This window comes from Elusimicrobiaceae bacterium, assembly GCA_017520185.1.
In the GTDB taxonomy this organism is placed as follows: domain Bacteria; phylum Elusimicrobiota; class Elusimicrobia; order Elusimicrobiales; family Elusimicrobiaceae; genus Avelusimicrobium.
Genome location: JAFXGO010000011.1, coordinates 1 through 12703, shown reverse-complemented (window position 1 = coordinate 12703; position 12703 = coordinate 1). Strand labels below are relative to the sequence as shown.

Annotated in this window: 8 protein-coding genes and 2 rRNA genes; 9 read left to right on the top strand and 1 reads right to left on the bottom strand. The window is 44.2% G+C overall.

Annotation, left to right across the window (positions count from 1 at the left end; genetic code table 11):
* Positions 1–191 (top strand): 23S ribosomal RNA (locus tag IKL48_01965); the annotation flags it as partial.
* Positions 192–409: 218 nt separating this feature from the next.
* A 5S ribosomal RNA gene (gene rrf, locus IKL48_01960) occupies positions 410–528 on the top strand.
* Between the two features lie 357 nt (positions 529–885).
* Here rrf and IKL48_01955 read toward each other — a convergent pair.
* A complete protein-coding gene (locus tag IKL48_01955; GenBank protein MBR3603446.1) occupies positions 886–1686 on the bottom strand; it encodes a hypothetical protein in 801 nt (266 codons plus the stop codon).
* Between the two features lie 468 nt (positions 1687–2154).
* Between IKL48_01955 and IKL48_01950 the strand changes: the two genes are divergently transcribed.
* The 7 genes from IKL48_01950 to IKL48_01920 form a co-directional block, all read left to right on the top strand.
* On the top strand, positions 2155–2634 hold the full coding sequence (locus IKL48_01950; protein MBR3603445.1) for a prepilin-type N-terminal cleavage/methylation domain-containing protein: 480 nt from the start codon (positions 2155–2157) through the stop codon (positions 2632–2634).
* Between the two features lie 262 nt (positions 2635–2896).
* Entirely contained in the window at positions 2897–3418 is a 522-nt protein-coding gene (locus tag IKL48_01945) for a 50S ribosomal protein L10 (GenBank protein MBR3603444.1), read from the top strand.
* 154 nt (positions 3419–3572) lie between these two features.
* The gene (rplL, locus tag IKL48_01940; GenBank protein MBR3603443.1) at positions 3573–3959 is read left to right on the top strand and encodes a 50S ribosomal protein L7/L12; all 387 of its coding nucleotides are present in this window, start codon (positions 3573–3575) and stop codon (positions 3957–3959) included.
* Positions 3960–4111: 152 nt separating this feature from the next.
* On the top strand, positions 4112–7957 hold the full coding sequence (gene rpoB / locus IKL48_01935; GenBank protein ID MBR3603442.1) for a DNA-directed RNA polymerase subunit beta: 3846 nt from the start codon (positions 4112–4114) through the stop codon (positions 7955–7957).
* A gap of 19 nt (positions 7958–7976) precedes the next feature.
* Complete coding sequence (gene rpoC, locus IKL48_01930) at positions 7977–12155, top strand: DNA-directed RNA polymerase subunit beta' (GenBank protein ID MBR3603441.1); 4179 nt, start codon at positions 7977–7979, stop codon at positions 12153–12155.
* Complete coding sequence (gene rpsL, locus IKL48_01925; GenBank protein MBR3603440.1) at positions 12155–12535, top strand: 30S ribosomal protein S12; 381 nt, start codon at positions 12155–12157, stop codon at positions 12533–12535. The genes rpoC and rpsL overlap by 1 nt, the downstream gene beginning before the upstream one ends.
* A gap of 18 nt (positions 12536–12553) precedes the next feature.
* Positions 12554–12703, top strand: a 150-nt coding sequence (locus IKL48_01920) for a 30S ribosomal protein S7 (protein MBR3603439.1), incomplete at its 3' end; no start/stop codon positions are given.

The following is a 12703-nucleotide window of genomic DNA, read 5'->3' as shown; positions in this document are numbered from 1 at the left end:
GCTGATTAGCGGTGTTCGGTAGGGATAAACGCTGAAAGCATATAAGCGTGAAACCCGCCTCAAGATAAGGTTTCCCTGGTAGACTAACTACCCAGAAGACCCCCGGAAGACTACCGGGTTGATAGGCAGAGTGTGTAAGCACAGTAATGTGTTCAGCTAATCTGTACTAATAGGTCGTGAGGCTTGGCCATATTCTTTAATCCAGACTGAATAAAGAATGTAAGTGAAAAACACTTGCGCTTTTCTAAAGTTATCTAGTATAATAAATAGGTTGGAAGGAAGTCGATGACCCGTGAGAGCGGCGAGAGAGATTCCAACCGGGTTTCAACAAAGGAGTTGTTGTTCCGTCCGATGATAACTTCTTTGTTAAACAGATTTGATCTTTTAACAATCAAAAGGCTTGAATGAGACTGATAATAATTCCGACGAGGCAACACCCGTTCCCATTCCGAACACGGCAGTTAAGCTCGTAAGGGTCGATGGTATTGGCACCCAATTCGGTGCTGAGAGAGTAGATCGTTGTCGGTCTCATCCAAGCCTTTTTCCATTTTATAAGGGCCTATGCTTTAGTAAGTATAGGCCCTTTTTATATGTTTACCCTAAAAACACATGAAAAAAGACCCTTCATGCGGTCCGGCATACAAGTCCGGGGCAAAGGGTCTTTTTTTTAATGCCAATAGGTTTTACGTAAAACCGCAACCGATGGACTTTTGAATATCGGTAGATGGTTATGCCCCCAAACATTAGGGGCCTACCGACAATTCTTACCCTTCACGTACCAGCTCACAAACCTGGGGTAAAGGGTCATTATAGTATAACAATATTTAATTTTTTTCAAGATATAAAGTGCAAAAATAAACCCCACTCATAAAGAGGGGGGTTTTGTTATTTATGTTTGCTATTAATCGGTTTATTGATGAGCAACTTTGCACCGGGGAGGCTTTTGAGTGCGCGCTTGGTGCGGTCGTATAGATTTCTATAATGTCTTAAGAAATACACATACGGCCACACAATAGCCGTATTGATTTTGCGGTGCTTGGCATATTCAAAGACAAAGAATTTAATCAGCTCGTCATTACTTAAAGGTTGCATCAAGTTTTTGCAAGTGCCGCCAAAGCCGATAGGTTTCTTTTTGCAATGGAAACGATTGATATCCACAAGTACAAAATGATATTTCCCGTTTTCTTCCTTATATAGAATATTTCCGGGAGTAAAATCTTTGTGCATCAATCCGCTTTCATGCAGTTTGGCGGTATATTCGGCCAAAGCGGCAATCAGTTTTTTATCAGTGCAGTGATGCCCGATCGGTTTTACACCTTCCACCTGTTCACTGATAAAATAAGAGTGATACAAAAGTCCTTTTTTTCTTTCCAAAATATAGGCATACGGTTTAGGGGTAGAAAAACCTCTTTTGATAATTTCCTGCGCATTCACATAAGTGCTTTTAGCTTTCGGGCGTCGCAGGCCGATAGAATATAACACGCGATTGACAATCGGCGGTATGCAGTATTTTTTGACATTAATATTTTGCCCGTTAATTTCCATCACGCGGATTTGATTGCGCGCGTGGTGAATAATAGTACCATTGTTCGGAAAATACTGTGGTAAATTTTCTAAAAAATCTTGTCCTACCGCAGAGTCGTCTAATTTAAAAATTTGATAAATGAAATCTGATTTTTCAGTCATAATAAATCCGTAAAATAAGGTTTTCTTCCCTATATTCTATCAATTAATAGAAGGGAAAAAAAGTAGTTTTTATCTGGAGTTTTTGACGGAAATTTAAAATATAAAAACCATGATAAAAAAGGACACAAAAAAACAGGGAAAAATACCAGTTTCTCCTCATCTTAGAAACTCATATTTCCCCTGTTTCCCCCATTTATCCCCTTTCTAGGCAAGTTCCCTCTCGTAGGAACTAAAATCGATGTTTTGGGATATCGGTCAGGAAAAATCCTACTCTCTATTATTTTATTATAATAATATGAAAAACTTTTTCCAAGCCAAAAAACTAATTAGATTGTTTGGATTTTTATAGAAAGGAACTAATGTGGTGATTTTTTAATAAATAATTTTTAAAAAATTAGAAAGCACTTGACTTATTTTTTTTTATTAAATTTTTTATATCATAAAAAATGAACAAAAAAGGAGTCCACAATGAATCAGATTCGAAATAAAAAAGGTTTTACGCTAATGGAGTTATTAGTAGTGGTGCTTATCATAGGTATTTTAGCAGGGGTCGCTTTGCCGAAGTATACAGATGCAGTGGAAAAAGCAAAGCTGGCAGAAGGTAAAAGTTTGTTAAAAGCCATGTCGGATGCACAAATTGTCTGTTTGTTGGAGCAAGACAGATACAATTGTACCGGAGATAGATTTTTTCAAAACACCTCTTTTCAACCTCCTACCCCTATATTGGAAACAGGTTGCTTAGATACGGCCCCTTGTTTCCGAACGAAAGATTGGGAATTTTGGTCTGATGAATATCTATATGCGGGGCGCGTGAAAAACGGAGAAATTTTTGCACAGCTGATTTATGGAAACGGCAATTATGGCGAACCGTTTGGAATGGTTTGTGCTTATGATTTAAATGAAGAATATTGCAAAAAAATGGGCATGCCGGATTACCCGTCTCTGTAGCGGTATAGTTGAGCAGAGAAGGAAATTTTGTTATAATATTTATAAGAGCTGCGGATAAGACGATTGCAAAAAGGGTTGCAATAGGCAGCTTTTATTGATAAAATATATAAAGAGCAGTATCCAGATTTTGAACGCCAACCATTGACACCTCCGTCGGAGAACGACGGGAGGAGTGTCTGTGGCTGTCGTTTTCTCTGTCTGAAAATTTTATTTTTAAACGGAGAATCGGCAGTAAAAAGGCGCTTAAAAAACAGGCAATAAAATGAACCTGACTAAAGAACAAAAGAAACAGAAGTCGCTGGAATTATCTTCTGAAATCTCCAATGCCGGCACCATTTTCTTCACCGCCTATCAAGGCTTGAAGTTTGGTGATATGGCTGGTTTGAGAGTCAAATTGGGTGAAAACGGAGCTAAATTCCGTGTAGAACGCAATGCGATCTTGGATCATGCCATTCGTCAGGCCAAAATTGAAGGAGCTGATGAAAAGCTCTTTCAAGGGCCTACGGCTGTGGCCATCGGTGGCGATGTAGCTGCCGTTGCCAAAACATTGGTAGACTTCCAGAAAGGCCAAGCGGCTTTGAAGCTTAGAGCTTGCTATTCCGATGGTGTATGGTACAACGAAGCTCAGGTACAACAATTGGCTACCATTGGTACCAAAGAAGAAAACCTGTCCAAGTTGGCTGGCGCCTTATACAGCGCTGTTGCACAATCGGCTCAAGTTCTTCAAGCTCCGATACGAGATTTTGCCTACGTTATTAAGGCTTTGGAAGACAAGCAAAAATAACGAGTCAGGGGGTCAGTTGGCTTTTGCCAACTGATGCCTCGGTAAAATCTAAACCCGCCAAGAGCGGTAGTAGCCCCGAAAGGGATAAAGGTACGGGTGCAAACTCGGTTTGCGCAGAAGGCCGCTACTCTATAGAAAATAAGGAATAAATAAAATGGCTAAATTGACTCAAGAAGAATTAGTAAACGCTATTGCTGAACTCACTGTTTTGGAACTCTCCGAACTCGTGAAAGCTATCGAAGAAAAATTCGGCGTAAAAGCTGCCGCCCCCGCTGTGGCCGTTGCTGCTGCTCCCGCTGCTGCCGGTGCCGCTGCTGCCGAAGAAAAAGACGAATTCAACGTTGTGTTGGCCGCTGTTGATGCCGCCAAAAAAATCGCGGTAATCAAAGTAGTGCGCGAAATCACCGGTTTAGGCTTGAAAGAAGCTAAAGACTTGGTAGAAGGCGCTCCTAAAGCCGTAAAAGAAAACGTTGCTAAAGCCGAAGCTGAAGAACTCAAAAAGAAAATCACCGAAGCCGGCGGCACCGTCGAACTCAAATAGTCAACACCACTATTTCCCTAGCCCCTTTTTAGGGGCTGGGGATTTGTCTTATCTCCGCTTCTTATGAAGCCAATGCCGGTGAATTTATTTTTGTCTTATGCGTGCACAAAAGTAAATTTATTCGGCTCAGACCAAGGCAGGAATAAACGCAAATGATACAACAGAAAAATTTTGGTAAGATTTCTTCCAAACTACCGCTTCCCGACTTGCTGGATATGCAAAAACAATCCTTTGTGGACTTTTTGCAATTAGACGTCGCTCCTTCCAAAAGAGAACTCAAAGGCTTACAAGCCGCGTTTGAAGACGTGTTCCCGATTGAAGCGCCCGACGGCAGCATGCGTCTGGAATTTTTGAAGTATGAATTAGGCACACCCCGCTATGCTACTCCGGCGGAAGCTACCGTACGTGATAGCACATATTCTGCTCCTTTAAAAGCCTTATTGCGCTTGTATGTAAAGCAGAAAAACGGAAAAATGAAAGAGGCCTCCGATCAAGACGTCACTTTGTGTGATTTGCCCTTGATGACGGAAGCCGGTTGTTTTGTGTTTAACGGCGCAGAACGTGTTGTTGTCAGTCAGATGCACCGCTCTCCCGGTATTATTTTTGAAGAAGACGAAGAAAAGAAACAATCTACACTGGGTAAGAAATTGTACGTCGCACGCATTATTCCTTACCGCGGTGCTTGGGTTGAATTTTCCTTCGACTTGATGAACGCCTTGTGGGTACGTATTGACCGCAAGAAAAAAGTATTGGCTTCCACCTTCTTACGTGCTTGCGGTTTGGAAACCAATGCCCAAATTATTCAAACTTTCTATAACTGCGAAGATGTGGCTATTAAGCCGACCGAAATTGATAATGTTATCGGCCGCTATGTAGCAGAGGATATTTATGATCCTTCTACCGGCGAAGTATTGTGGAACTTGGACGACAAGGCCACTATTCCGGTGGACGATAAACTCTTCCAAACCTTAGTTGAAAAAGGAGTCAAAACCATTAAAGTGATCTCCGGCAAACCTCGCCAAGATGATCCGGGTATTTTGGCTACCTTAGAACACCGCAAAGACTCTATCCGCACCGTAGCCGAAGCGCAAGCTGAAATCTACAAGAAAATGCGCGGACAAGATTTCGTAGTAAAAGAACAAGCGGAACATTTCTTGGACAACTTAGTCTTTGATAATATCCGCCGCTATGATTTGAGTTTTGTCGGTCGCTATAAAATCAATAAAAAATTCGCCAAAATGTTTGATTTGATTGGTGGATTGAAATTTAAAAAATTCAACACTCCGTCTGAACGTCGCCGCACGTTGGCTCCGGAAGACGTGATTGTGACGGTTAAATACTTGCTCGCTTTAAACGCCGGCGAAGATGCTCAAAAAATGTATGGTTCTGATTTTGTCTTTAAAGTAGACGATATTGACCACTTGGGCAACCGCCGTGTGCGCGGTATCGGCGAATTGTTGGAGAACCAAATTCGTATCGGTTTGTCTCAAATGGCAAAAACCGCTCGTGACCGCATGAATCGTGAACTCACCACTTTAAAACCTGGTGCTTTGGTCAATGCTCAACCGGTGCAAGCCATTGTTCGCAAATTCTTCGGTACTTCTCAATTGTCTCAATTCATGGACCAAATTAACCCCTTAGGTGAACTCACGCACAAACGTCGTTTGTCTGCTTTGGGTCCCGGTGGTTTGAACAGAAAACGTGCCGGCTTCGAAGTGCGCGACGTACACTATACGCACTACGGTCGTGTCTGTCCGATTGAAACTCCGGAAGGTCCGAACATTGGTTTGATTACCTCTTTGGCTTGTTATTCTAAAGTCAATAAATATGGTTTGATTGAAACTCCGTACAGAAAAGTAGAAAACGGGCGAGTGACCGATAAAGTGGAAGTCTTGACCGCCGATGCCGAAGACGATAAAATGGTGGCTCAAGCCAATACTCCGGTGGACCAGAACGGTAAAATTACGGTAGATGCCGTATCTTGCCGCGTTCGCTCCGACTATCCTTTAATTGCTCCTAAAAATGTGGACTATATGGATGTTTCTCCGTTGCAAGTCATCAGCGTGTCTGCGGCATTGATTCCTTTCTTGGAACACGATGACGCTAACCGTGCTTTGATGGGCTGCAACATGCAACGTCAAGGTGTGCCTTTGCTCGTTCCGGAAGCTCCGTTTGTGGGTACCGGTATTGAACACGAAGTGGCCCGTGATGCCGGAAGCGCAATGGTTGCCAAACGTCCCGGTAAGGTGCAATTTGCCGACGGTTCCCGCGTAGTTGTAGAAACCAATGACGGTTCTACCGATGTTTATGAACTCTTGAAATACAAGCGTTCTAACTCTGATACCTGTATCAATCAACGTCCTATTGTTTTTGCCGGTGAAACGGTGAAAAAAGGCCAAGTATTGGCAGATGGCCCGTCTATGGATCGCGGTTGTTTGTCTTTGGGACGCAACTTGTTGGTTGGTTTTATGTGTTGGGAAGGGTATAACTACGAAGACGCCATCTTGGTGTCCAGCCGTTTAGTACGTGACGATGTTTTCACTTCTATCCATTTGCACGAGTTTAACGTTGATGCCAGAAACACCAAATTAGGTGCCGAAGAAATCACTCGTGACATTCCTAACATCGGTGCGGAGGCTCTTTCTCACTTAGATAATGACGGTATTGTCCTGCCTGCTACGGTTGTAGAACCGGGTGATATCTTGGTGGGTAAAGTGACCCCGAAAGGCGAACAACAATTAACTCCGGAAGAAAGACTTTTAAAAGTTATTTTCGGTAAAAAAGCCGATGATGTGGTGGATGCTTCCTTGCGCGTGCCTCCCGGTACCAGCGGTAAAGTGTTGGGCACTCGCGTATTTGTGCGCAAAGAAAAATTGACGAAAGCAGAAGAAAAAGCCAGAGTCAAAGCGTTGGAAACGGAAAAAGAACAAGCCTTAGAATTGTTATCCGAACAACGCAAGCGCGCTTTGGAACACGCCAAAGCAACCATTAAGAAAGAAGATGCGCTGAAAAAAGAAACGGCTCGTTTGAATGCCTTGTACAAGATGTTTGAAAAGAAAGCCGTAGAACATTATGAGCGCGAATTAGAATTTTCTAAACAGGGTGACGAACTTGCGATCACCGTGAATAAATCGGTCAAAGTATATATTGCCTCTAAACGTAAATTACACGTAGGTGATAAAATGTCCGGTCGTCACGGAAACAAAGGTATCGTGGCCCGTATCTTGCCCGAAGAAGATATGCCGTACTTGCCGGATGGTACACCGCTTGATGTAGTACTTTCCCCGCTCGGTATTCCTTCTCGTATGAACGTTGGCCAGTTGTTGGAAACCATGCTCGGTTGGGCAGCCAAACACCTCAACTACAATGCCGCTACGCCGGTCTTTGACGGTCCGTCAGAAGCAGAAGTAGTAGAACAAATTAAATTGGCCAAAGAAAAAATCTTGGACGATAAGGGCTTAACAGGCAAAGAACGTGAAGCCTATGCCAAAAAGTACTTGCCAGACGATTACTGCCGCATTACTTTGTATGATGGTCGTACCGGTCTTCCGTTTGAAGAAAAAGTGACTGTTGGTTATATGTATATGCTCAAACTCATTCACTTGGTGGAAGATAAAGTACATGCCCGTTCTACCGGTCCGTACAGTTTGATTACTCGTCAGCCGTTAGGTGGTAAAGCCCAGTTCGGTGGTCAGCGCTTCGGTGAAATGGAAGTGTGGGCTATTGAAGGTTATGGTGCTACATACACCTTACAAGAGTTCTTGACCGTCAAGTCAGACGACTTTGCCGGCCGTACCAAGATGTATGAATCTATCGTAAAAGGCGATGCCCCGGCTCAACCCGGTGTGCCTGAATCCTTCAAGGTGTTGATTAAAGAATTGCAAGCCTTAGGCTTGAGTGTAGACCTCTTGAAGAAAATGAAAAACAATAAGCTCGCTCCCGCCGCTGTGGAAGAAGAAACCACAGCGCCGGAAGTGGTTGAAGCGGAAGTTAAATAGCGTTCGGAGAATTTGACAAATGCAAACTACCAAAAAAATCAAAAAACTCGGAGAATTAAACTTCTTTGATTTTGACGCGATCAAACTGGGCATTGCCAGCCCGGAACAGGTCATGTCCTGGTCTTACGGCGAAGTAAAAAAACCGGAGACTATCAACTACCGCACCCTTAAACCGGAGCGAGATGGTTTATTCTGCGAACGCATTTTTGGCCCCACGAAAGACTATGAATGTGCTTGTGGTAAGTATCGTTGGGTGAAATTTAAAGGGATTACCTGTGATCGCTGCGGTGTAGAAATTACCGAAGCAAAAGTCCGCCGCGAACGCATGGGGCATATTGAGTTGGCCGTACCGGTGGCTCACGTATGGTTCTTGCGCAAAAACCCGTCCAGAATCGGTATCTTGCTCGATATGAGAACTACCGATTTGGAACGTGTGGTCTATTATGCTGCTTATGTAGTTATTGAAGACTGTGTAGATAGTGTGACGGGTCGTACGGATTTCAAAAAGGGTACCTTGCTTTCTGATGCTCAAGTACGCGAAGCCCGCAAAAAACACGGTAGCCGCTTGAAAGTGGATATCGGTGCTCCGGCCATTCGCACGTTGCTTGAAAGCATTGATTTTGACAAAGAAATCCCTGCCTTGCATGAACAACTCAAAAATACGCAAAGCGAATTGGAACGCACCAAACTCGTTCGTCGTGTAAAAACGATGGAAGAATTCAAAGAAAGCGGAAACCGTCCTGAATGGATGATTATCAATGTCTTGCCGGTCATTCCGCCGGATTTGCGTCCGTTGGTACCGCTCGATGGCGGTCGTTTTGCTGCTTCTGACTTAAACGATTTGTACAGAAGAATCATTAACCGCAACAACCGTTTGAAACACATTGAATCTTTGCGTGCTCCCGAAGTGATGATTTACAACGAAAAACGTCTCTTGCAGGAAGCGGTGGATGCTTTAATTGAAAACGGTGCTCGCGGTAAAGTATTTATTGGGCCGGGCGGAAGACCGTTGAAATCTTTGTCCGACAGTATTAAAGGTAAACATGGTCGTTTCCGTCAAAACTTACTCGGTAAACGTGTAGACTATTCCGGTCGTTCCGTTATCGTGGTAGGCCCGAGACTTAAAATCCATCAGTGCGGTTTGCCGAAACTCATGGCTTTGGAACTTTTCAAACCTTTTATTATCGGCGAACTCATGAAAAAAGAAGGCGTGACTTTAAAATCCGCCAAAAAAATGTTGGAACGTGTCCGCCCCGAAATTTGGGATATTTTGGAAAAAGTGACCAAGAACCATCCGGTCTTGTTAAACCGTGCTCCGACATTGCACAGACTCGGTATTCAGGCCTTTGAACCGGTCCTCATCGAAGGTAAAGCCATTCAGTTGCACCCGTTAACTTGTGCCGCTTTCAACGCTGACTTCGACGGTGACCAGATGGCTGTACACGTACCTCTTTCTTTGGAAGCCCAAATGGAAGCCCGCACTTTGATGCTTGCTTCTAACAACATTTTGTCTCCCGCTTCCGGTAAGCCTATTGCCTCCCCGTCTCACGATATGGTGTTGGGTATCAACTTCATCACCAAAGTAAAAGATGGTGACTTAGGTGAAGGCTCTATCTTCGGTAGCAGAGAAGATGCTTTGGTGGCTTTAGAATATGGCAAACTTTCCTTGCATGCTAAAATTAAAGTGCGCGGAATCAATGCTTTGGTAGAAGAAGGCTTGGATCCGAAAGAAGCGCAGAATGCTTCTAAATGGAAAGATTATACCTCTGTGGGTCGTATTATTTTCAACAATATTTTGCCGGAAGGTTGGCCGTATGTGAACAAAGCCATCGGCAAAAAAGAATTGGCTGCTTTGGTAGATGAATGTTATAAGAGCAAAAAATATGGCCGTTATGAAGCGGTGCAACTCTTAGATAAGATCATGAAATTGGGTTATGGCTATGCCACTCAATCCGGTTTGTCTATCTCTGTAGCGGACATGACGATCCCCTCCGTCAAACAAAAATATATTAATGAAGCCAAAAAACAAGTGAAAGCCATTCAGGCTCAAGCTGAAGCCGGTATCATTACTGAGGGTGAACGTTATAATAAAGTAATCGATATTTGGACTCGTGTCACTGACGATGTAGGTTCGGAACTTTTCAAAGAAATGAAAAAGTTTGAAGATGAAAAATATGATCCGTCTTTAGGTCAGCGCTTCAACTCAGTATTTTTGATGGCTGACTCCGGTGCCCGTGGTAGTCGTCAACAGGTTCGTCAGTTAGCCGGTATGCGCGGTTTGATGGCTAAACCGCAGAAAAAATTAACCGGTGGTCAGGGCGAAATTATCGAATCCCCGATTACGGCTAACTTCCGTGAAGGTCTGTCCGTGCTTGAATACTTTATTTCCACGCACGGTGGACGTAAAGGTTTGTCTGATACCGCTTTGAAAACCGCCGACGCCGGTTATTTGACTCGTCGTTTGGTGGACGTGGCTCATAATGTGGTTGTCACTGAGCACGATTGTCACACTCACAACGGTATCGTTGTAAAATCTTTGATGAGCGGCGAAGAAATGGTAGAACCCATTGAAGAACGTATCTTGGGCCGCACCAGCTTGGAAAACGTAGTGGTAAAAGTACAAAAAGCCGATGGTAAAGAAGAAGAAAAAACCATCATTAAAGAAGGCGATGTTATTACCTTAGAGCAGAGCAAACTCGTGAAAAAATATGGCGTGGAATCTGTACGTATCCGCTCCGTACTGACCTGTGAGTCTCCGTTCGGTGTTTGTGCCAAATGTTATGGTTTGTCTTTGGCCACTTCTACTATGAGTAATCCTGGCGATGCGGTAGGTATTATCGCTGCTCAATCCATCGGTGAACCGGGTACCCAGCTTACTTTGCGTACCTTCCACATCGGTGGTACGGCCTCCCGCGTATTGTCTCGCTCTCAGGCCGTTGCTGAAATTTCCGGTAAAGTGACTTTCAAAGATATGAAAGTAATTACCAATGTGTACGACAATAAAATTTGTTTGTCTCGCAATGGGTCTATCTTTGTTGAGGCCGGAAATGGTACAATAAAAGAATATAAAGTTCAGTACGGTGCTACTGTTTATATAGATGATCATGCAACCGTAGAAAAAGGAACCCTCCTTGCTGAGTGGGACCCGCACTCCATTCCTGTGCTCGCAGAAGCGAAAGGTGTAGTTCGTTTGACTGATGTGGTAGAAGGTATTACCTTGCAGGAAGAACGCAACAAAGTGACGGGTGTAATTGAAAGAAAAATTATTGCCAGCCGCATGGGCAAGAAAAACCCGCGCATCAGCATTGAAGGTAAAAATGGCAAAACCAGCCTTCCCTTACCGATTGACACCATCTTGATGGTTGAAAACGGTGAAGAAGTGGAAGCAGGTGATGTGTTGGCTAAGATCGCCAGAGAAGCCGGCGGTACCAAAGACATCACGGGCGGTTTGCCCAGAATTGCGGAGCTCTTCGAAGCTCGCCGCCCCAAAAATCCGGCCATTATTTCCGAGTTTGAAGGTGTGGTCAGTTTAGAAACTTCGCCGAAAGGTTTGATTGAAGTCGTAGTGAGAAATGCTGAAACGAATCAAGAAAAAGCTTACAGCATTCCTCAAGGAAAACACTTGGTCGTCTATGAAGGAGACCATGTGGGCGTCGGTGAAGCGCTGACCGACGGCGCCATTGATCCGCACGATGTGCTCAGAGTCAAAGGTGAAAAAGAAGCGCAAGAGTTCCTCTTAAACGCCATTCAGGAAGTGTACAGACTGCAAGGCGTGACCATCAATGACAGACATATCGAGGTTATTGTCCGTCAGATGTTGGGGAACGTGAAAATTCTGGATGCGGGAGACACCCACTTCCTAAAAGGAGAAATCGTCAGCCGTGCCAGCTGGTTGCGTGAAAACGCAAAAATGAAAGCTGCCGATAAACGCACAGCCGATGCCGAAACCATCCTTTTGGGTATCAGTAAAGCGTCTCTTGCTTCTGAATCCTTTATCTCAGCGGCCAGCTTTCAGGAAACCACTAAGGTCCTGACAGACGCCGCCATTACGGGCCAAATTGACGAATTGCAAGGCCTGAAAGAAAACGTCATCGTAGGACATCTGATCCCGGCGGGTACAGGTATATCTGCCAGACAGATTTCCAGCGAATTTGAACAAAAACGCAAAGAACTGAAAGAAACAGGAGAGAAAGAGTAATGCCTACAGTAAACCAATTAGTGAAATACGGGCGCGCGAAAGATGTTGTTCGCACCAAGTCCCCTGCTTTGCAGGCTTGCCCCCAAAGAAGAGGCGTCTGCACCCGTGTTTATACCACAACCCCGAAAAAGCCGAACTCTGCTTTGAGAAAGGTTGCCCGTGTGAAATTGACCTCTAAAGTTGAAGTCACCGCTTATATTCCCGGTGAAGGTCACAACCTGCAAGAACACTCCATCGTGCTCGTGCGCGGTGGTCGTGTGAAAGACTTGCCGGGTGTGCGTTATCACATCATCCGCGGCGCTTTAGATGCGTCCGGAGTAGAAAACAGAAAACAGGGCCGCTCTTTGTATGGTGTAAAGAGACCCAAAGCCGGAAAATAAGAGGAGAAATAATTTACTATGCCTAGAAAAGGTTTAAGACCCAGAGACAGAAGACCGCAGCCCGCGCCGGATTTCAAACACAACTCCGTGCTCGTGGCCCGCTTCATCAACAAATTAAATTTTGAAGGTAAAAAAGCGACCGCTGAAAAAATCTTGAACGACGCTTTG